Source organism: Flavobacterium sp. JP2137 (genome assembly GCF_050562195.1).
GTDB lineage: Bacteria > Bacteroidota > Bacteroidia > Flavobacteriales > Flavobacteriaceae > Flavobacterium.
This window is the reverse complement of sequence record NZ_CP191647.1, coordinates 676,888-696,705: the sequence shown is the minus strand read 5'-3', so window position 1 is coordinate 696,705 and position 19,818 is coordinate 676,888. Positions and strand designations below refer to the sequence as shown.

The 19,818-nt window shown below is 43.5% G+C and carries 20 protein-coding genes; 14 read left to right on the top strand and 6 right to left on the bottom strand.

Annotated features, from left to right (window positions below; translation table 11 throughout):
* Positions 1-106 precede the first annotated feature (106 nt).
* The 5 genes from ACQZ43_RS03065 to ACQZ43_RS03045 all read left to right on the top strand — a co-directional run bounded on the left by ACQZ43_RS03065 (position 107) and on the right by ACQZ43_RS03045 (position 2,762).
* Positions 107-742: a response regulator gene (locus ACQZ43_RS03065; protein ID WP_430614403.1), complete on the top strand. Its 636-nt coding sequence runs from the start codon at positions 107-109 to the stop codon at positions 740-742.
* Between the two features lie 38 nt (positions 743-780).
* The gene (locus ACQZ43_RS03060) at positions 781-942 is read left to right on the top strand and encodes a hypothetical protein (RefSeq protein WP_430614402.1); all 162 of its coding nucleotides are present in this window, start codon (positions 781-783) and stop codon (positions 940-942) included.
* Positions 943-1,329: 387 nt separating this feature from the next.
* On the top strand, positions 1,330-1,755 hold the full coding sequence (locus ACQZ43_RS03055; RefSeq protein ID WP_430614401.1) for a hypothetical protein: 426 nt from the start codon (positions 1,330-1,332) through the stop codon (positions 1,753-1,755).
* Positions 1,756-1,846: 91 nt separating this feature from the next.
* Positions 1,847-2,368, top strand: coding sequence for a septal ring lytic transglycosylase RlpA family protein (locus tag ACQZ43_RS03050; protein WP_430614399.1), 522 nt, complete (start codon positions 1,847-1,849; stop codon positions 2,366-2,368).
* Positions 2,355-2,762: a septal ring lytic transglycosylase RlpA family protein gene (locus tag ACQZ43_RS03045; RefSeq protein ID WP_430614398.1), complete on the top strand. Its 408-nt coding sequence runs from the start codon at positions 2,355-2,357 to the stop codon at positions 2,760-2,762. Before ACQZ43_RS03050 ends, ACQZ43_RS03045 begins: the two co-directional genes overlap by 14 nt.
* On the opposite strand, the gene ACQZ43_RS03040 is transcribed toward ACQZ43_RS03045, so the two are convergent.
* Complete coding sequence (locus tag ACQZ43_RS03040; RefSeq protein ID WP_430614397.1) at positions 2,763-3,230, bottom strand: CYTH domain-containing protein; 468 nt, start codon at positions 3,228-3,230, stop codon at positions 2,763-2,765. It abuts the gene before it with no gap.
* Between the two features lie 90 nt (positions 3,231-3,320).
* Here ACQZ43_RS03040 and ACQZ43_RS03035 point away from each other — a divergent pair, with 90 nt between their 5' ends.
* The 5 genes from ACQZ43_RS03035 to dinB all read left to right on the top strand — a co-directional run bounded on the left by ACQZ43_RS03035 (position 3,321) and on the right by dinB (position 10,434).
* Positions 3,321-5,402: a recombinase gene (locus tag ACQZ43_RS03035; protein ID WP_430614396.1), complete on the top strand. Its 2,082-nt coding sequence runs from the start codon at positions 3,321-3,323 to the stop codon at positions 5,400-5,402.
* A gap of 1 nt (position 5,403) precedes the next feature.
* Positions 5,404-6,150 carry a sensor histidine kinase gene (locus tag ACQZ43_RS03030; RefSeq protein WP_430614394.1) on the top strand — a complete coding sequence of 249 codons (747 nt, stop codon included), beginning with the start codon at positions 5,404-5,406 and terminating at the stop codon, positions 6,148-6,150.
* Entirely contained in the window at positions 6,116-6,826 is a 711-nt protein-coding gene (locus tag ACQZ43_RS03025) for a LytR/AlgR family response regulator transcription factor (protein ID WP_430614392.1), read from the top strand. The genes ACQZ43_RS03030 and ACQZ43_RS03025 overlap by 35 nt, the downstream gene beginning before the upstream one ends.
* 113 nt (positions 6,827-6,939) lie before the next feature.
* On the top strand, positions 6,940-9,204 hold the full coding sequence (locus ACQZ43_RS03020; RefSeq protein WP_430614391.1) for a cation:proton antiporter: 2,265 nt from the start codon (positions 6,940-6,942) through the stop codon (positions 9,202-9,204).
* 162 nt (positions 9,205-9,366) lie between these two features.
* Positions 9,367-10,434 (top strand): DNA polymerase IV, encoded by a 1,068-nt coding sequence (gene dinB / locus ACQZ43_RS03015; protein WP_430614389.1) that lies wholly within the window; start codon positions 9,367-9,369, stop codon positions 10,432-10,434.
* A 46-nt stretch (positions 10,435-10,480) separates the two neighbouring features.
* On the opposite strand, the gene pyk is transcribed toward dinB, so the two are convergent.
* The 5 genes from pyk to ACQZ43_RS02990 form a co-directional block, all read right to left on the bottom strand.
* Entirely contained in the window at positions 10,481-11,911 is a 1,431-nt protein-coding gene (pyk, locus tag ACQZ43_RS03010; protein ID WP_430614388.1) for a pyruvate kinase, read from the bottom strand.
* A gap of 3 nt (positions 11,912-11,914) precedes the next feature.
* Positions 11,915-12,400 carry an IPExxxVDY family protein gene (locus ACQZ43_RS03005; RefSeq protein ID WP_430614386.1) on the bottom strand — a complete coding sequence of 162 codons (486 nt, stop codon included), beginning with the start codon at positions 12,398-12,400 and terminating at the stop codon, positions 11,915-11,917.
* 72 nt (positions 12,401-12,472) lie between these two features.
* Positions 12,473-13,222: a ribonuclease III gene (gene rnc / locus ACQZ43_RS03000; RefSeq protein WP_430614384.1), complete on the bottom strand. Its 750-nt coding sequence runs from the start codon at positions 13,220-13,222 to the stop codon at positions 12,473-12,475.
* Between the two features lie 15 nt (positions 13,223-13,237).
* Entirely contained in the window at positions 13,238-14,491 is a 1,254-nt protein-coding gene (fabF, locus tag ACQZ43_RS02995) for a beta-ketoacyl-ACP synthase II (RefSeq protein WP_430614382.1), read from the bottom strand.
* 204 nt (positions 14,492-14,695) lie between these two features.
* Positions 14,696-14,932 (bottom strand): acyl carrier protein, encoded by a 237-nt coding sequence (locus ACQZ43_RS02990; protein ID WP_002988156.1) that lies wholly within the window; start codon positions 14,930-14,932, stop codon positions 14,696-14,698.
* A gap of 196 nt (positions 14,933-15,128) precedes the next feature.
* Here ACQZ43_RS02990 and ACQZ43_RS02985 point away from each other — a divergent pair, with 196 nt between their 5' ends.
* The 4 genes from ACQZ43_RS02985 (at position 15,129) to ACQZ43_RS02970 (ending at position 19,176) form a co-directional block, all read left to right on the top strand.
* Positions 15,129-15,695, top strand: coding sequence for a phosphoribosylglycinamide formyltransferase (locus ACQZ43_RS02985; RefSeq protein ID WP_430614380.1), 567 nt, complete (start codon positions 15,129-15,131; stop codon positions 15,693-15,695).
* Entirely contained in the window at positions 15,695-16,174 is a 480-nt protein-coding gene (gene rnhA / locus ACQZ43_RS02980) for a ribonuclease HI (protein WP_430614378.1), read from the top strand. Before ACQZ43_RS02985 ends, rnhA begins: the two co-directional genes overlap by 1 nt.
* 104 nt (positions 16,175-16,278) lie before the next feature.
* Positions 16,279-17,208 (top strand): PfkB family carbohydrate kinase, encoded by a 930-nt coding sequence (locus ACQZ43_RS02975; RefSeq protein WP_430614376.1) that lies wholly within the window; start codon positions 16,279-16,281, stop codon positions 17,206-17,208.
* Between the two features lie 69 nt (positions 17,209-17,277).
* Entirely contained in the window at positions 17,278-19,176 is a 1,899-nt protein-coding gene (locus tag ACQZ43_RS02970; RefSeq protein ID WP_430614374.1) for an amidophosphoribosyltransferase, read from the top strand.
* Positions 19,177-19,818: the final 642 nt, after the last annotated feature.

The window sequence follows — 19,818 nt, the reverse complement described above, 5'->3', positions numbered from 1 at the left end:
GGCTGCAAGCCGTTGGCCGGCAGTGGCGTGCTTTGGGAAGGGGCTGAGATTATTATTATTTAAGGGGGGCTGCGGTTAAGGAACCTCGGACTTTAAATCAAAACAAATGAACTTTTTATTAATAGACAATCATCCGTTGATACTGGTGGGCTATGTAGCCATACTTCAGAAGCGTTATCAGGGAGCGATGTTTTATAAGTGCAGTACGATTGCCGAGGTAACGGCTGTGCTAAACTCGGGAGTGAAGATGGATGTGGTGGTGATGGATTGCAATATCGGCAGTCCCAAACAGCGCCAAGTCAGCAAGGGTATTGAATGGATACGAGCGGTGAAGCAGGCCAATGCGACGGCTAAGATTATATTGATTACCTCGCATTCAGAGATTCTCTTTGTGTATCACATACACAAACAGGTCTTGCCCGACGGACTGCTGATTAAAAGCGAAGTGTCCTTGGATGTTTTGCGGCAGGCCTTGGAAGTGGTTTTAACCGGAGGGCGATTTTACAGCGATGAGGTCGTTTTACAGGTCGATAAAATGAATCGCAATACACTGATGCGCGAACAGCGCAATATGCAGATCTTGCTGTTTTTGAGTCAGGGATATCGGGCGCGAGAAATCAGCGAACTGCTCTTTATCAGTGAGGCGGCCGTACATCGAAGAATTGCGTTGATGAAGAAAAACTTTAGGGCGACAGACAGTACCGGTCTGATTAAGATTGCGCTAAACAAGGGGTTTGTCTAAGGAGGAAGAGTCGGAGAGGAATAAAAAACAACCGAGATATGAGAAAATTGGCAACGATCACCATAGTGATTTTAATGCTGATTGCATTGGTTTTATTGAGCGTGCCCACTTTGGACCGCGAATGCGTTAGAGACGTGGTGCTGATACCGGCATTTATCATCGCGTTGAGCTTGCTGTGGGGCAAATTCAAAAAGCGCTAAGTGGCTTTGAAAAACCGTGTTTCGTAGATTTTCTGCGGCTATGCGCAGCGCGATAGCCCGTTTGAAGTGCTGCTCTGGGGTTCGGCCTGGATGAGTTTGCACTCGTTGGCGTGAGTATCCGGTGTCTTTTACCGCGCTAAGGCGGTTGTTTCACGGGGCGCTGCCGGGATTAAGGCGCTTAAAAACCACGTTTTTATTTAGAATCGTTTTAAAATACAACTTTCGGCCTTTTGCTCTAAAGGAGCTAATGCGCTTTAATCCCGCTAAATAAGGCGTTTTGCCGCCCTTGTTCCTGTCGTTTTTGCCGGTTGCGCAAAACCGCATTTAAACAGTGAAAGTTAATTGAACACTTATTTATATATTTGTGTTCAAACAAAAAACAACAATATGTATAACATTCTCAAACAGGCGCACTCAGGTATTGCATATTTGGCGCTTATTTTATTGGCTGTTGCAGCTATCAGTGCTATTATTGGATTGACGTCCAAAAGAACGTTTAAGGAAAGCGATCGCAAGATTGCCCTATTCGCATTGATCTTTACACATATTCAATTGGTAGTGGGATTGGTTCTTTATTTTGTATCTCCTAGAGTAGTGAGTATGGGAGAGGCCATGGGCAATTCAATGACGCGTTTATATGCTTTGGAGCATCCGCTGATCAATATAATCGGTATTGTATTGATTACAATCGGTTGGTCTAAACACAAGAGAGCAGTGGAGAGCGACAAGAAATTTAAGTTCTTCGCCATCTTTTATACCTTGGGCTTAATCCTTATTTTATCTCGTATTCCATGGGGAGTTTGGTTTAGTTAGGAAATATTTAACAGTATAAAAAAAGCCCGAAAGGGCTTTTTGGGTATATTTATAGCTTTTAAAAATAGTACTGTAAATTTAAACCACCGTTATGAGGATATATCAAACCGGTTTCTTTTTACTTCTTTTCTTGGTATTGAGCAGTTTTACCAGCTCGATGCGACCCAAGAAAAAGAGTGATAAAAAGACAACAACCCTAGAACGTATAGCAGCGCCCGTGCTTTATGAGACGGCAATCGCTGCCGATACCGTGGCCATGACGCCCTTGCAATTGCCCGAAACAGGGGTTGCGGAGGAGGACACAGAAATGATTACAGCATCTACACAAGCTTCTTATTACCACGATCGCTTTACCGGTAGACGTACAGCCAGTGGCGTTGTTTTTGACAACGATAAATACACCGCAGCACACAGTACCCTGCCTTTTGGTACCAAAGTAAAGGTGACCAATCTCAAAAATAAAAAATCCGTTATTTTAACGATTACCGATAGAGGACCATTCTCTAAAAACCGAGGTATAGATATCACGAAAAAAGCTTTTATGGAGATTGCTCAACATAAGGGTAGTGGTGTGTTAAACGTTAAGATTGAAAAAATTGATGGGGATATTTAAAAGTCTCAATAGCTTAAAATGGGTAGCGGGCTTGTCCTTGATAGCCGTTCTGATTTTGAGTAGTTGTTCGGCTTCTCGCGGAAAAGCGACTACCAAAGTATACAAGAAAAAGGCCAAAATCAGTTATTATCACGACAAATTTAATGGCAAATCAACGGCGAGTGGCGAGGTCTTTAGCAATAAAAAACCTACAGCCGCCCACAAGACATTGCCTTTTGGTACCCGAATTCGAGTAACCAATACGGCCAATAACAAATCCGTTGATTTAAAGGTTAATGATCGTGGCCCCTTTACTAGAGGTCGCGAATTGGATGTTTCCAAAAAGGCCTTTATGGATATTACCGATAATAAAAATCACGGCGTACTAGAAGTACTCATCGAGCTGATCAACTAATTACCAACGCTTATACGGATTGTTGGAGAGATGAGAATTGTAAAAGCGGATATCGCCGGTAACCTCCTCGCCCAGCCAATCGGGTTTGGTAAAAACCTCGTTTTCATCGCCGAGTTCCACCTCTGCGATCATCAATCCCTCATTTTCTCCGTGAAACACATCTACCTCAAACAGATGACTGCCCGAATGGATCAAATAGCGCGTCTTGTCGATGATATAATCTTCGCACAACGGCATTAGGGCTTCGGCATCTTGAAGCGAAATTTCTTTTTCCCATTCCAGTCGCGTGGTTCCCGAGTGATTGCTTTTTCCCTTAATCGTCAAAAAGCCTTGCTCGCCTCTAATGCGTACTCTTACAGTTCGTTCCGCAGCAGAATTGAGGTAGCCTTGACGAATGCGGTCCTGTTGGTAAGCCGCCGCCATGAAATCTAAAGAGTAGATTCTGAATTTTCTTTCAATCTCAACCATAGTTATTATAATAAATAGTGTAATTTTAATCCAAATTACGGAATTTAACTTTTAAAAGTCAGTACGTAAAAGTAATAAAAAATGTAGGTAATGAATTTAAGACATAAACTAATTTCACCCCATACTGTTGACGAGCTTTTTAATAAATATATAGTAGATGGAGAGGTGTACTCTGGAGAGGAGCTGCTTTTCTTAATCGATCTGGTACATGTGTTCCGCCCCAAAAAAATTAAAAACGTTCGCCGAGTATCTATAGAGGAATTGTTGAGTCATTTGGTCAATAATCCCATTGATCGCTTGGCGTTTATGAATTACCTTAAAAACTTACTGAGCAACCGAAAGTTTAGCAGAATGATTTCCGATGCGGGTATCTTACAGGATTCGGAGTTTATTCCCGAAGTGAAAAAGCGACTTTTTGCCAAAATATTACCCTATCAGCCCGAAAAAGACACCTTTGAGTATATTTTAAATCAGGTGTTCTACAAGCATTCCGACTCGGAGTGGATCAATAAAATTCCCGAAGAACAAATCATTGCCCTGTTCGACCTCTTGGAGTTTTCCGACATTTTTACCACGGCCAAAGACAATTCCGTATTGTCGGAGTTGATCCTGTCGATGGGTTTGATTACCCAACGCATGAGCGGGCGAGCCATGGAGAGCAATTTGATTCGCATGGTGCCGGAATACAACCACCTCGAGAGTCCTTTTTTAGCCTTTGAAAACGAGTTTTTGATGATCGCTCAAAACCTTCGCGATGATGTGGTGCACTACCTGACTTCCGACGATCTGAATTACAAGCAGCTGTTGATTCTGCACAAGCAATGTTTGGAGTTCGTCAGTCAGGCCTTTAAAAACAGTTCCAAATACGGCATATCGCTCAAGGTCAATCAGAGTTTGCTGCGCATACGCCAACAATTATACCGCATACGCATACTGATTTCCCTATTGGTGGTCGATGAATACGAAGACCGAAAAAAGAATACCGTATACTTGGCGCTAAAGCTCATCGAGTACAATTGCTATAAATACGACGTTTCCAAGCTCATCGGCGAGAGCACCCAGTTGCTGTCTTACGAAATTACCCAGCACACGGCCAAAACCGGGGAGCACTACATCACGGAATCCGCTAAGGAATACTGGCAGATGTTTAAGGCCTCTATGGGTGCGGGGGTCATTGTTGGTTTTTTGTGTATTATTAAAATCCTGATGTCTAAAGCTGATGCCAGTGCTTTTGGATTTGCTTTTTTGTACAGTATAAATTATGCTATTGGTTTTACCATCATCTATTTGATGGGCTTTACCTTGGCAACCAAACAACCGGCAATGACCGCTGCAACTATCATAAAGGCTATTGAGGATGGTATGAAAAAGCATATACAAACTGGTGAAAAACACATGGCCTTTGCCAAATTGTTCGCCCGATTGTTTCGCTCGCAGTTTATAGCCTTTGTAGGCAACGTCTTATTGGCTTTTCCCGTTGCGCTGCTGGGTGTGTGGTTAATTGATTTAACTACAGGGGTTAATATCGTGGACACCAAATGGCATAAGCTCTTAACCGATGCGAGTCCGGTGGATTCTCCGGCGCTCTTTCACGCGGCCATAGCCGGTGTTTTCTTGTTTTTATCGGGTATTATTTCCGGTAATATATCCAACAAACACAAGCACAATCAGGTGTATTACCGCATCCAAGAACACCCTTGGTTAAAGCGCAATCTCGGAATTGCCCGCACCAAGCGACTGGCCAACTGGTTCGAAGCCAAGTGGCCCGGTATTATGTCTAATGTGTGGTTTGGGGTTTTTCTCGGTACCACCGGTTCTATCGGTGTTTTCCTGGGACTCAATTTGGATATTCGACACATTACCTTTGTCAGTGGAAATATAGCCATGGGAATTTTTGGTGCCGACTTTAGCGTGGGTACCTCCATGCTGATCTGGGCATTTATCGGTATGGGACTCATTGGATTTGTCAACTTTATAGTGAGCTTTAGCCTGTCTTTAGGTCTGGCATTCCGTTCGAGAAACATCCCTTTGTTAGAGGTTTTTCCGCTACTTCGATCGGTGTTGGTATACTTTAAATTGTATCCAGCCGCGTTTTTCTTTCCGCCGATAAAAGTCGATGCCACCCTGGAAAAGGAAGCGGCAGCCAAAGAACTCAAAAAAGACAAATCATAGCATGACAGTAGTAGTGTTGGAAACGGCGATTATCGTGATCCTGCTGCTCTTGGTGGTAGTGCTCTTGTACTATTTGCTACGGGTACAGCAGCGCAATAGTAAATTGGAAAGGGAATTCTTTCTCATCGATTCCAAGATGAAGCACTTGCAACTGGAATCCCTGGAGTCGCGTTTGGATCCGCATTTGTTTAAAAACATCTTAAACTCCATACAGTCGCATGCCTATCAAACCTACTTTGCCCTGGACAAGATGGCAGGGGTGTTGGATTACGTCTTATACGACAGCCAAAAAAAGCTGGTTTCGCCTAGAGAAGAACATCAATTTGCGCTGAGCCTGATCGAGATCAACAAGATTAAAATCAGTCCCTTATTCCAGCTCAATGTCAAAAATAAAATAGCGGCCAACGAGATTTTGTACGATCAAAACCTATTGGCACCGCTGATTTCTATAGACCTGATCGAGAATGCCTTTAAGCATGCCGACCTGCAGAGTGCCGATTCGTTTATCTCGATTTTGTTTGAAATAAAGGGCGGAAGCTTTCACCTGATGGTTTCCAACAAGACCTCGCCCAAAAACGCCCTTAAAAAAAACCACAGCGGATTCGGTTTGGAATCGCTGCACAAGCGTTTGGAAATCATCTATAAGGAGCATTACCGCTTGGAGCGATTTGTCGAAAACGATGTTTATATTGCACATTTAAAAATTAATCTGGATGACTTCAAAGCTAAAATGCATTTTACTGGATGATGAGTTGCCGGGCTTGACCTATTTAAAGATGCTTTGCGAGCAAATTCCCGAAATGGAAATCGTCAAAGTGTACAACGACCCGATTAAACTGCTGGCAGAGGCACCTGATTTGGATTTTGATCTCGGTATTTTTGACATAGAGATGCCGCAGATAAATGGACTAAGCGTAGCCCAGCTATTGGGCAATAAACCCGTTATCTTCACTACGGCTTACCGCGAATTTGCCGTCGATGCCTTTGAAATCGACGCCATCGACTACATCACCAAGCCCATCAAAAAAGAGCGCTTGGAAAAGGCGATTCAAAAAGCCTTAAAGCTGATCAGTCCGACGGAGCAATCGACCTTTATGACGGTCAATAGCAATAAGGGCAAAGCGGTTTTGCAGTTTGAAAGCATACTACACATCAAACCGTCGGATTCCGATCCTCGTGATAAGGTGGTTATGCTCGCCGACGGCAGTACCCTGATTTTGAAAAATATATCCCTGGAGAAAATCGGCAAGGATTTGCCGGTTAAAGATTTTTGTAGAATCAATAAAAGCGAGATTATTGCCCTGAAAATCGTCAGCTTTTTTAATCACGACGAAATCATTACCACCTTGCTTACCGAGGCTAAAAAGCCGTTGACCCTCACTTTGGGGGTTCACTTTAAATCGGATTTTTTATCGAAGATTTAGTTTTGTAGCACTTTTTTTCGCTTTCATGACATCTTTGAAATAGTTTGAGGCACAGCGGGTTTAAAACAGCCGAATTTGACGGACATTTGCACCGAATTTATAACCCATTAATGATGGCAAAGTATAAAAATACCTTTTTCTACATCGCTGTAATTGGATTGTTTTCTGCGTTGATGTACTGGATAGTCTCGCGCGGCCAATTGCTCGAAGAAAACGTAGTGCCCGTTATTTCAGAACTGACGACTTACGAGAATTTTTTGGAGTCGCTCTTGGTGAATTTAAGACATCCGCTGGCGATTTTATTGGCGCAAATCGTTACCATAGTTTTGGTAGCCCGCGCCTTTGGATGGATCTGTAAAAAAATAGGACAGCCGTCGGTCATCGGCGAAATCATCGCCGGTATCGCCTTGGGACCCTCCTTTTTAGGCATGCATTTCCCCGATTTCTCCACCATCCTCTTTCCCGTCGAATCCCTGCCTAATTTGAGCTTTTTAAGTCAGATTGGACTGATCCTGTTTATGTTTGTAATCGGTATGGAACTCGATCTAAAAGTGCTTAAAAACAAGGCGCATGACGCCGTGCTAATCAGTCACGCCAGCATTATCATTCCCTTTGCATTGGGCATGGTTTTGGCCTATTATATCTTCAGTTCCTTCGCTCCCGAAGGCGTAGAGTTTCTCTCTTTTGCCCTTTTTCTCGGGATATCGATGAGCATTACCGCCTTTCCCGTCTTGGCGCGTATCGTACAAGAGCGCGGCATACACAAAAGCCGTCTCGGAACCATTGTGATCACCTGTGCTGCGGCAGACGATATAACCGCCTGGTGTATGTTGGCTGCGGTAATCGCCATAGTCAAGGCCGGTTCGTTTACCAGCTCCCTTTACATTATGGCTTTGGCCGTGGTTTACGTGATGGTCATGCTCAAATTGGTCAAACCCTTTTTGGAGCGGGTCGGGAAGATTCAGGGTAGCAATAAAAATATTTCCAAGGCTACGGTAGCCATCTTTTTGCTGACGTTGATCCTCTCGGCCTATTGTACAGAGGTCATCGGTATTCACGCCTTGTTTGGCGCTTTTATGGCCGGTGCCATTATGCCGGATAACGTGCGATTTAGAGCCTTGTTTATCGAAAAAGTAGAAGATGTAGCTGTGATACTCTTTCTGCCCTTATTCTTCGTGTATACGGGTCTGAGAACGGAGATAGGGCTACTCAACGAACCCTATCTGTGGAAGGTGACGGGTTATATCATCTTGGTGGCTACGGTCGGCAAGTTTGTCGGCAGTGCTTTAGCCGCCAAGTTCGTCGGACAGAGTTGGCGCGACAGCTTAACCATAGGCGCATTGATGAATACGCGAGGACTGATGGAGCTGATCGTGTTAAACATCGGTTTTGACCTGGGCATACTCACCGGCGAGGTCTTTGCCATGATGGTAATTATGGCTTTGGCCACCACTTTTATGACCGGACCGTTGTTGGACATCATCAACAAGGTGTTTGGCAAAGACCTGCCTTCGGCACCCGATGAGCTCAAGGTGATGAACAAATACCGCATCTATATGTTTTTTGACGATGCCGTCAATGGCAAAGCGCTGTTGAACATCGCCAACAGCCTGGTCAAAAAACAACGCTTAAACGCTTCGATCACCACTATGCACATCGTGTCGAGTTCCGATGTGAATGCCTTTAATTCCGACGACTACGAATCGCATATCTTTCAGCCGATCGATACCGAAGCCCGCCGCTTGGATCAAGAGGTACTCACGCTTTTTAAAGTGTCGAACGACTTGGAATCCGACATGGTCGAAATCGTCAATGAAGACAGTTGCGACCTGCTTTTACTGGAAATTGGTCACTCAATCTACAAGGGAACCCTCCTGGGGAAAATTCTGGGCTTTACCACCCGAATTATCAATCCCGACATCATCATCGATAAGGTAACGGGAAAAGAGCGCATTTTTGAACACGCCTTTTTCGACGAACGCACCCGTCAGGTGCTGATTCGCGCCAAGGTGCCGGTAGGGGTGTTGATCAATAAAAACTTTGAGAAAATCGAACAGGTTTTTGTTCCCATACTCGATAAATCGGATTTGTTCTTGCTGCAATATGCACAAAAGTGGATCGCTAATGTAGAGGCTCAGATTACGATTTTAGACGCCTCTGGCGAAATCGAGCGCAGTGCGGATTTTAAAGAATCCATCCGCAGCATTGAGCAAGTGACGCCCAATCACATCATGATCACCAAAGACAAGGCCATATCCGACGAATCCCTAGAGCGTTATGACATCATGCTGATCAGTCTAAACAGCTGGAAGAAATTGGTGGAAACGCGCAGTGCGTGGCTCAATCACTCCCCTTCCATATTGATTGTTAAGGAGTAATAACGCGCTTGCTTTACCGCCACACCCCCAAGGTCGCTTGCCGACCTTGGGGGTGTGTTTTTACAGGCCGATTTTGCCGCTATCGGAGTCGATTTATTCCGGGGCAGCACCGAGGCTGCTACGCGGAAAATCGGTATTTTTGCAAGGGGTAAATGCCGACTTATGCAAAGAAAGATTATACATATCGATATGGATGCCTTCTATGCTTCTGTAGAGCAATTGGACTTTCCCGAGTTAAGGGGAAAGCCCGTTGCGGTAGGCGGTGCCGAAAATCGGGGCGTGGTGGCAGCGGCGAGCTATGAAGCCCGCAAGTTTGGCGTGCGCAGTGCGATGAGCGGTGTGATGGCCAAGAAAAACTGCCCCCAATTGATCTTTATGCCGCCCCGTTTTGATCGTTACAAAGAGGTGTCTCGGCAAATTCGGGCCATCTTTTTGGAGTATACCGACTTGGTCGAACCCCTGGCCTTGGACGAGGCCTTTTTAGATGTCACCGAAAACAAAAAGGGCAACCCCAGCGCGACGCTTATCGCAGCGGAAATCAGGCAGCGCATTTTTGAAACCACCCAGCTAACGGCCTCGGCGGGGATATCGACCAATAAGTTCCTCGCCAAAGTAGCCAGCGATTACAACAAGCCCAACGGACAAAAAACCATCAACCCCGAAGAGGTTATCGCCTTTTTGGAAGTGTTGGAAATTAAAAAGTTTTTCGGTGTGGGCAAGGTTACGGCAGACAAGATGTATCAATTGGGCATTTTTACGGGCTTGGATTTAAAGGGCAAGTCCGAAGCGTTTTTGATCGAGCACTTTGGAAAGGCTGGGGGGCACTATTACCAAATCGTACGCGGCAATCACTTTTCGCCTGTACGTCCCGATCGGGCGGTTAAATCGGTGGGAACCGAACGGACTTTCGACGAAAACCTATCGTCGGAAATATTTATCGTCGAAAAACTGGAATGGATTACCGCCGATTTGGAACAGCGGCTCAAACGCTATGGGGTTTCGGGAAAAACCGTCACCCTCAAAATCAAGTATTCCGACTTTTCCCAGCAAACCCGAAGTACGACCTTGCCTTATTTTGTGTCGGAACAGCAGTTATTGCTCGACGTGGCCAAGGAGTTGTTGTATCAGGAGCGGCTAAAAAATTCGGTGCGTCTGATCGGTGTGTCCTTGTCGAATTTGAATTCAGAGCAAAAAAAAGCAGTTGCGGTGCAACTGCGATTTAAATTTTAAAAACAGCCTCGAGTGATTTGAGCACTCGAGCCGGGTGTTTTTTGTGTTAGACCACCTCGGAGATTCTCAAGGTGTTGACCATACCGCGCTCTACGATAGGCATGGCAGCCAAGTTGATGATCATATCGCCTTTGCCCACATAACCGTGTGCACGGGCCAAAGAGTTGATGTCTTCTATGGTTTCGTCTGTACTGACGTATTTGTCGTAAAAATAGGCGGAAACCCCCCATAACAAACTCAACTGCGTCAAAATTCTGCGGTTTGAGGTAAATACGAGTATGTGCGAATTCGGTCTCCAGGCCGAAATCTGAAAAGCGGTATACCCACTGTTGGTCAAAGTACAGATCACTTTGGCGTCGATGTCATTGGCCATGGTGGCGGCGTGGTAACAAATCGATTTGGTAATGTATCGTTTGGTCTTGATCTCCGGTGTGTTTTGCGGTAATTTAATAAGCGGAGAATCCTCCACGCTTAAGATGATTTGACTCATCTTTTCAATAACCTGTACCGGATAACTGCCCACAGAGGTTTCTCCAGACAACATCACGGCATCAGCGCCATCCATCACCGAATTGGCTACATCATTCACCTCGGCACGGGTTGGTGTTAGGCTGCTGATCATCGTTTCCATCATCTGTGTAGCGATAATCACGGGTATACGAGCCGATTTGGCTTTTTGAACCAATTGTTTTTGAATCAAAGGCACTTCCTGAGCCGGGATTTCCACACCCAAATCACCACGAGCGACCATAAGCCCGTCGCAATACGCAATGATTTTATTGATGTTCGCTACGGCTTCGGGTTTCTCAATCTTGGCGATAATCGGAATCTTGTGTTCAGAGTGTTCGTTGATTAGATTTCTCAAATCTTCTAAGTCCTCTGGCGTTCTTACAAACGATAAAGCGATCCAATCCACCTTGTTTTTAATTGCAAAAATCGCATCGCGGATGTCTTTTTCGGTCAAGGCCGGAAGCGATACTTTGGTCTTGGGTAGGTTGACCCCTTTTTTTGAACGAAGCGGTCCGCCTTGGATAACCAATGCCTTAACCTCGTCTTTTTTATTGGTTTCTATAACTTCAAAAAGCAGTTTACCGTCGTCGAGTAAAATGCTCTCCCCTGGATTGACATCCATCGGGAAGTTTTTGTAATTCATATACACGCGTTCTGCAGTTCCGTGAAATTCTTCTGCTGTAGAAAAGGTGATGATGTCACCTTTGGAGACGATCACATCTTCTTTCATAATGCCGACGCGCAACTTAGGACCTTGTAGGTCGCCTAAGATGGACGTGGTGTATCCAAATTCTTCATTGAGTTCTCGAATAATTCTAATCTTGCTTTCTACATCGGCGTAGTCGGCATGGGAAAAATTTATTCTAAAAACATTTACCCCAGCATCTATCATGGCTTTGATGACTTCCTTAGAACTAGAAGCTGGACCCAATGTGGCTACTATTTTGGTTTTTTTTCTTGTTAACATTGTTTAGAATATTAAATTATTTTTTGATTTTATCGTGTTTTGCTGCAATTCGTATGCTGTAGTAATGCCCTTGAGCATATTGATCTTGTCCATCACGCTTTCGATATCGAAGGTGTGGTCGGTATTTTCTATTTTTAGGATAAAGTCGACTTTCTTCAACTCGGGCAACAGGTAAATCGGGGTGAGAAAGGCGGGATTTAACTCTTTGAAAAGCGGTGAGGGAGAGGTGTTGTCTGTAGAGAAAAAAGTTTTGTTGGAAGCTAAATTCCAAACGATGTCCTGTCTGGGGTCTTCAAATAAATAGTGTGAAAAATAGCTGGGAAGCTGTCCCGTATTGATTTCTATTTCCTCTTTACACTTAGCTAGTTGAGTGCCTAAGGCTTGATTGAGAAAAAAGGCTACTCGATAATCTTCCAATCCCGAGTGAATCGCAATCAACTCATAATCGCTCGTAATAAAGTCGTCTATGGATATCCTATGTATAGTCATATAGATAAGTTAGATGCAAATATACGACTTTCTAAGACATGGCTTAAACTTAAATGGTAAATGAACGTTAAGTTATTTTTCGGCGGCGATGATTTTTTCCTGTAGGGCAAAATAGGCGCGTTGTGCGGCTTTTTCCTCAGCTTTTTTCTTGGAAGTTCCCCGAGCGCGGCCTACGATCTTATCGTTGATGTATAATTTTACGCCAAAGTAACGCACATCTTCGCAGCTTTCCTCTTCGAAAGATTCGAATTTAAAGGGGTATTTTTTCTTCTGACACCACTCGATCAACAAACTCTTATAGCTGGTTATTTTGGTCTCTAAGCGCTGGATGTCCGCTTCCTTTTTGAGGATTTTATCGTGTATAAAGCCCTCACAGGCAGGAAATCCCTTGTCCAGGTAAATCGCGCCGATCAGCGCTTCGAGCAGGTTGCCGTAGATGTTTTCTCCAAACTGTTGATTGCCGATTTTGCTTTCGACCAAATCGATGAGTTTAAGGCTTTTTCCCAACTCATTGAGGTTTTCGCGACTGACAATTTTGGAGCGCATTTTGGTCAAATAGCCCTCATCTCCATTGGGAACTTGTAAATAGAGATGCGCGGCAATAACCGAACCCAGCATCGCATCGCCTAAGAACTCCAATCTTTCGTAGTTGAGCGGATGACCTTGGGCGTCGGTCAAATTCATGGAGCGGTGGGTAAAAGCCCTTTTAAAATTCTGAATATCGATGGGTTTGTCGCCGATAATACGAGTTATATTGTCATAAAAAAACCCGTTTTCTACTTGAGAACGGGAAATTTTAAAAATTTTGTAAAGTATATTCATCACGCAAATCGTGGATTAAAGATCTAATTTTTTAACCAATACACAGGCATTGTGTCCGCCAAAACCAAAAGTATTGCTCATGATGACCTTAACATCGCGCTTTTGCGCTTGATTAAAGGTGAAGTTGAGTTTGGAATCGATGTTTTCGTCGTCTGTAAAATGGTTGATAGTCGGAGGAATAATGCCGTGCACAATAGATTTTATCGAAGCGATGGTTTCAATAGCACCGGCTGCTCCGAGTAAATGGCCAGTCATCGACTTGGTAGCATTTAAATTTAAGGTATAAGCGTGTTCGCCAAATACGTGTTGTATCGCCTTGGATTCCGCAATATCTCCTAAAGGGGTGGAGGTACCGTGCATGTTTACACCATCCACATCTGTAGGGGTTAGTCCGGCGTCGCGCAAACAGTTCAGCATCACGTTTTTAGCTCCTAATCCTTCTGGATGAGGGGCAGTGATGTGATAAGCATCTGCAGACATTCCGCCTCCGCCTATTTCGCAATAGATCTTGGCACCTCTGGCTACAGCGTGTTCGTACTCTTCCAAAATCAAAGCGCCAGCGCCTTCTCCCAATACAAAGCCCTCGCGGTCTTTGTCCATCGGACGAGAAGCGGTTTGCGGGTCGTTATTTCTAGTGGAAAGCGCGTGCATGGCATTGAATCCACCTACACCTGCAATGGTAATAGCTGCTTCTGAACCGCCGGTAATCATGATGTCGGCATGTCCCAAACGAATGTAGTTAAAAGCGTCTATCAAAGCATTGGTAGACGATGCACAAGCGGATACCGTGGTAAAGTTAGGACCTCTAAAACCGTATTTTATCGAAATGTGACCACCTGCGATATCGGCAATCATCTTTGGGATAAAGAAGGGGTTGAATTTTGGTGTCCCGTTGCCGTTTACAAAATTCGTCACCTCGTGTTGGAAGGTTTCCAAGCCTCCAATACCCGATCCCCAGATTACGCCTGCGCGGTCGTGATCGATTTGGTCCAAATCAAATTGAGCATCTTGCATGGCTTCTTGCGCCGTTACCATCGCGTATTGCGCATAACGGTCCATTTTTCTCGCCTCTTTTCTATCTATAAAATCTTCTACATTAAAGCCTTTCAACTCACAGGCAAATTGCGTTTTGAAATGGGTAGCGTCAAAATAAGTTATGGGGGCTGCACCGCTCACTCCATGAATTAGGTTGTTCCAGTATTCCTGAACATTATTTCCAATAGGGGTCAGTGCACCTAAACCTGTTACAACAACTCGCTTTAATTTCATAAAAAATTTTTTATAATTTTGATGTCAATAAAAATACCCAATGATCTCTTTTATATAAAAAAGGAAACATTGGGTAGTTTAATTTTATAATTGTAAGATTGTCTCCAATCTGTCCTTTTTCCGTTTTTTAAAAAACCTGTCTAGTCTACTTTTAAAAAAATAATAACACTCACGTGCTTGTTACAGACACGTGAGTTTCTGTTATTATTTTTTCGCTTCTTCAATGTAAGAGATAGCTTGACCTACTGTAGCGATGTTTTCAGCTTGGTCATCTGGAATTTGAATATCAAATTCTTTTTCGAATTCCATGATAAGCTCAACAGTGTCTAGTGAATCAGCTCCTAAATCATTGGTGAAGCTTGCTTCTGCTACAACTTCGTTCTCGTCAACGCCTAATTTGTCAACGATAATCGCTTTTACTCTTGATGCAATGTCTGACATAATCTTTTAATTTTAAATTTAATTTCGATGGCAAAAATAAAAAACTTTATTTTAAAACCAGTTTTTACATGTTAATTGTCGGTGCGAAATTATAAAAATAATTAATACTTCTGCCTATTTTTCTGTTTATTGTCAGTTATTATTCTTTTTTTTGCATTCAATTTGCTCGTTTCTAACTTACTCTCACTCAAAATAGATGAAAAAAATACTTTTATTCGCTTCCGGATCAGGCACTAATGTTGAAAACATCATGGCCTATTTCAAAAACAAGGCTGTCAATACCGCTTTTTTAGTCTTGGTGAATAACCCAGAAGCTAAGGTAATAGAAAAAGCGAGAAAAAACGCGGTTCCCGTTGTAATTTTTGATAGAAATATGTTAAATGATGGGGCAGTGGAAAAAATCATGCGGGATTTTAATCCGGATTTGATCGTTTTAGCCGGTTTCTTGTGGAAGCTTCCCGAGACCTTAGTCGATTTGTTTGAGAATAAAATCATCAACATCCATCCTGCGCTTTTGCCCAAGTATGGCGGAAAGGGGATGTACGGCAAGCATGTGCATCAGGCGGTTTTGGATAATAAAGAGCAGGAAACGGGTATAACCATACATTTTGTCAATGCGAATTACGACGAGGGAAACGTTATTTTTCAAGCGACCACCCCCTTGGAATACCCGACCACGGTCGAAGCTATTGCCGAGGCGGTACAGCAATTGGAATACTGCCATTTTCCCGAAGTGATTGAAAATCTTTTAAAACCTTTTTAATGGCAGAAATTCATCAAGTAATCCTTTATACAGACGGCTCTTCTAGGGGAAATCCCGGACCGGGAGGTTATGGGCTTATACTGGAATGGGCGGGTAAAAAAGTATTTAAGGAATTTTCTGGCGGTTTTCGCAAAACCACCAACAACCGCATGGAACTCTTGGCGGTAATCGTGGGCCTGGAAAAGCTAAAAAACCCAAAGACTAAGGTCTTGGTGGTTTCCGATTCCAAATACGTGGTGGATTCCGTGGTGAAAGGCTGGGTTTTTGGCTGGGAGAAAAAGGGCTTTGTCGGTAAGAAAAATCCCGACTTATGGAAGCGGTTTCTCCAGATTTACCGCGAGCATTGGGTGGAGTTTAAATGGGTCAAAGGCCATAATAACCATCCGATGAACGAGCGCTGCGATCAGTTGGCCGTCGCTGCTGCCCAGCAAGGTCAATTGCCGCCCGATGTGTTTTACGAGCAAAATGCCGACGCATAAGTAGGCGCAATTTTAACGTAATTCCCGCTCTTTTTTAAGGGAGCTAGTATTGGTCAGCTATAACTAATACCTTATATTTGCAGCTTCATTTGTTATTACTTAATATGAATAAATTATTGATCGTGGGAACAGTGGCTTTTGACGCTATTGAAACCCCATTCGGAAAAACAGCTAAGATTTTAGGTGGAGCAGCTACTTATATTGGACTTGCTGCCTCGTTCTTTAAAGTGCAATCGGCGATTATTTCCGTGGTTGGAGATGATTTTCCTCAGGAACATCTCGATCTTTTAAAAAATAACCATATTGACATATCGGGAATTGAAGTGGTCAAAGGCGGTAAAACTTTCTTTTGGAGCGGCCGTTATCACAACGACCTCAATTCTAGAGATACCTTGGAAACCCAATTAAATGTATTGGCAGATTTCAATCCGGTAGTACCGGAAAACTATAAAGACGCCGATGTGGTGATGCTGGGTAATTTGCATCCCAATATCCAAATCAGCGTTTTGGATCAGATGGAACACAAACCCAAGTTGGTCGTTTTGGATACGATGAATTTTTGGATGGATTGTGCGCTGGACGAACTGAAAGAAGTGATGAAACGCATCGATGTCATCACCATTAACGATGAAGAAGCCCGTCAATTGTCTGGAGAGTATTCTTTGGTTAAGGCCGCAGAAGCGATACAGGAGATGGGACCGAAATACGTCGTGATTAAAAAGGGCGAACACGGAGCACTGTTGTTTCATCAGACCGATGTTTTCTTTGCGCCGGCTTTACCCCTAAAAGAGGTGTATGATCCGACTGGAGCAGGGGATACTTTTGCAGGGGGCTTCTCGGGTTATATAGCGCAAAGCAGCAATATCTCTTTTGGCAATCTGAAAAACGCCATTATCTACGGTTCGAATCTCGCCTCGTTTTGCGTGGAAGAATTCGGTACCCAACGCATGCAGCGTTTGACGCGTGAAGACGTAGACGCCAGACTGCAACAATTCAAAATGTTGACCCAATTCGATATCGAATTATCAAAATAACGGAATTCCGAAGCCTCATTATGGGGCTTTTTTTTGTGATATATAAACAACACTACAATAATAAACAGTATGAGTGACGCGCTAAAACACGAATGTGGTATTGCCCTTTTAAGACTCAAAAAGCCCTTGTCTTTCTATAAAGAGAAGTATGGAACGGCTTTTTATGCGATTCAAAAAATGTATCTCCTGATGGAGAAACAGCACAACCGGGGACAAGATGGCGCGGGATTGGCAAGTGTGAAATTGGACATGGATCCAGGCGAACGCTACATCAGTCGGGTGCGTTCCAATCAGGCGCAGCCCATACAAGACATCTTTACGCAGATCAACGGGCGCATCAACCAGGAGTTGGAAGAGCATCCGGAATACGCCGACGACGTCGATTTGCAAAAGCAACACATACCGTATTTGGGCGAGGTGTTTTTGGGTCATGTGCGCTACGGTACTTTTGGCAAAAACAGCATCGAAAGCGTTCACCCCTTTTTGCGTCAAAACAATTGGATGCACCGCAATTTAATCGTTGCAGGGAATTTTAACCTGACCAACGTCAAAGATCTCTTTGCCGATTTGGTCCGTTTGGGACAACATCCGAAGGAGATGGCCGATACCGTTACGGTAATGGAAAAAATAGGGCATTTCTTAGATGATGAAGTGACCAATTTATACTTTGAATGCAAAAATGAAGGCTACTCCAAACGAGAAGCATCTCCGATTATTGGAGAGCGATTGGACGTGGGTAGAATTATAAAAAGAGCCTCTAAAAACTGGGATGGTGGATTTGTCATGGCGGGACTAATTGGCCATGGCGATGCCTTTGTCTTTAGAGATCCGGCGGGAATTCGTCCGGCTTTTTTCTATGAAGACGACGAAATTGTGGTGGTTGCCTCAGAGCGCCCCGTAATTCAAACGGCCTTTAACGTACCTTATGAAGACATAAAAGAACTCCAGCCCGGTCAGGCGATGATCATTAAAAAAGATGCCACCGTATCTTTTGAACAAGTTTTAGAACCCTTGGAGAAGAGAGCCTGTTCGTTTGAACGCATTTACTTCTCCAGAGGTAACGATGCGGAGATTTATCAGGAGCGTAAAGACTTGGGTAAACTGATTTTTCCCGCTGTGTTGCAAGCGATAGATAACGATACGGACAACTCGGTGTTCTCCTATATTCCCAATACCTCCGAAACCTCTTTTTACGGGATGGTCGAAGAGGCTCAGGATTTCTTAAACCAACGCAAAATAGCCGATATCCTTTCGCTTAAAGAAAATCTGTCCGAAGGAAAACTACAGGAAATCCTGTCTGTCAAGTTGCGCACAGAGAAAATTGCGATTAAAGACGCCAAGCTGCGCACCTTTATCACCGACGACAAAAACAGAGATGACTTAGTAGCCCATGTCTACGACGTGACTTACGGCGTAATCAAGCCAACGGATAATCTGGTGATTATCGACGACAGCATCGTTAGGGGAACGACCCTTAAAAAGAGTATAATCCGCATGTTGGACCGGTTAAATCCGAAGAAAATTGTTGTGGTTTCCGCAGCACCTCAGGTGAGATATCCCGACTGCTACGGTATAGACATGGCTAAGTTAGAGGGGCTAATCGCTTTTCAAGCCACTATGGAATTACTCAAAGAACGCAATATGTATTATATAGTGGAGGAGGTGTATGCTAAGTCCAAAGCACAGGAAAACTTGGCCGATGCAGAGATTGTCAATTACGTCAAAGAAATTTACGCCCCTTTTACCGATATGGAAATATCGGATAAAATCGCTCAAATGGTCAAGGATCCAAGTATTAAATCCGAGGTAAAAGTGCTTTTTCAATCCGTTGATAGCTTGCATCAAGCCTGTCCCAATAATTTAGGCGACTGGTACTTTACCGGAAACTACCCGACAGACGGTGGAAAAAGAGTGGTCAATCGCGCCTTTATGAATTACTATGAAGGAAAAGACGCTCGTGCGTATTAAGAAATTCTACAGCTGAAAAAAAGGCTTTATAAATTGTAAAAACATTAAGGGTTTAGTCGGCTTTATACGAGCACACCATTATGATAAGTACTAAGGCGTTTTTTAACGTTGTTGAACCGAAATTATATAAATTATTTAAGGCCGTCTCTGTTCGCAGAGACGGTTTTTTTATGCATAAAAACGCGAATTTGATTACTCGCAGGACCTTTATTTCCCGCAGAGTGTAGCAGTTTGCAGTTCCATAGAAGGCATTTTAATTTCGTGCGAATTCCGGGAAAAATGCGCGCAACGGCGTATGCGTTAATATGCATTTCCGCCAACTCCTCGCCAACAGCTGAATCTGCAAGTGGGCTTATTCATCATGTTTCAGTTTTTAAACACCCGCTACCTAAAGCGGTGTTTTCTTAAATAAATAGCCCTGATTTTGGACGATTTCAGGTAAAATGCTATTTATATATCGATTGTTTTATAAAAAATACCTTATAAAATACATTTTATTTTATTAAAAATGTGACTTTTATTAAAAATGGTGTCTTAACAACTTAAGGCGTTGTTGAATACTTAGGTTTAATGATAAAAGAGGTATAATAAATGGGTTTTTTTGTTTATTTTTTGTGGTAATATAAAACATTTAAGGGTGTT

Bases quoted from the DNA above. Each gene is read 5' to 3' on its own strand.
- ACQZ43_RS03065 (WP_430614403.1), top strand. From the start codon at position 107: ATGAACTTTTTATTAATAGACAATCATCCGTTGATACTGGTGGGCTAT.
- ACQZ43_RS03060 (WP_430614402.1), top strand. From the start codon at position 781: ATGAGAAAATTGGCAACGATCACCATAGTGATTTTAATGCTGATTGCA.
- ACQZ43_RS03055 (WP_430614401.1), top strand. From the start codon at position 1,330: ATGTATAACATTCTCAAACAGGCGCACTCAGGTATTGCATATTTGGCG.
- ACQZ43_RS03050 (WP_430614399.1), top strand. From the start codon at position 1,847: ATGAGGATATATCAAACCGGTTTCTTTTTACTTCTTTTCTTGGTATTG.
- ACQZ43_RS03045 (WP_430614398.1), top strand. From the start codon at position 2,355: ATGGGGATATTTAAAAGTCTCAATAGCTTAAAATGGGTAGCGGGCTTG.
- ACQZ43_RS03040 (WP_430614397.1), bottom strand. From the start codon at position 3,230: ATGGTTGAGATTGAAAGAAAATTCAGAATCTACTCTTTAGATTTCATG.
- ACQZ43_RS03035 (WP_430614396.1), top strand. From the start codon at position 3,321: ATGAATTTAAGACATAAACTAATTTCACCCCATACTGTTGACGAGCTT.
- ACQZ43_RS03030 (WP_430614394.1), top strand. From the start codon at position 5,404: ATGACAGTAGTAGTGTTGGAAACGGCGATTATCGTGATCCTGCTGCTC.
- ACQZ43_RS03025 (WP_430614392.1), top strand. From the start codon at position 6,116: ATGACTTCAAAGCTAAAATGCATTTTACTGGATGATGAGTTGCCGGGC.
- ACQZ43_RS03020 (WP_430614391.1), top strand. From the start codon at position 6,940: ATGGCAAAGTATAAAAATACCTTTTTCTACATCGCTGTAATTGGATTG.
- dinB (WP_430614389.1), top strand. From the start codon at position 9,367: ATGCAAAGAAAGATTATACATATCGATATGGATGCCTTCTATGCTTCT.
- pyk (WP_430614388.1), bottom strand. From the start codon at position 11,911: ATGTTAACAAGAAAAAAAACCAAAATAGTAGCCACATTGGGTCCAGCT.
- ACQZ43_RS03005 (WP_430614386.1), bottom strand. From the start codon at position 12,400: ATGACTATACATAGGATATCCATAGACGACTTTATTACGAGCGATTAT.
- rnc (WP_430614384.1), bottom strand. From the start codon at position 13,222: ATGAATATACTTTACAAAATTTTTAAAATTTCCCGTTCTCAAGTAGAA.
- fabF (WP_430614382.1), bottom strand. From the start codon at position 14,491: ATGAAATTAAAGCGAGTTGTTGTAACAGGTTTAGGTGCACTGACCCCT.
- ACQZ43_RS02990 (WP_002988156.1), bottom strand. From the start codon at position 14,932: ATGTCAGACATTGCATCAAGAGTAAAAGCGATTATCGTTGACAAATTA.
- ACQZ43_RS02985 (WP_430614380.1), top strand. From the start codon at position 15,129: ATGAAAAAAATACTTTTATTCGCTTCCGGATCAGGCACTAATGTTGAA.
- rnhA (WP_430614378.1), top strand. From the start codon at position 15,695: ATGGCAGAAATTCATCAAGTAATCCTTTATACAGACGGCTCTTCTAGG.
- ACQZ43_RS02975 (WP_430614376.1), top strand. From the start codon at position 16,279: ATGAATAAATTATTGATCGTGGGAACAGTGGCTTTTGACGCTATTGAA.
- ACQZ43_RS02970 (WP_430614374.1), top strand. From the start codon at position 17,278: ATGAGTGACGCGCTAAAACACGAATGTGGTATTGCCCTTTTAAGACTC.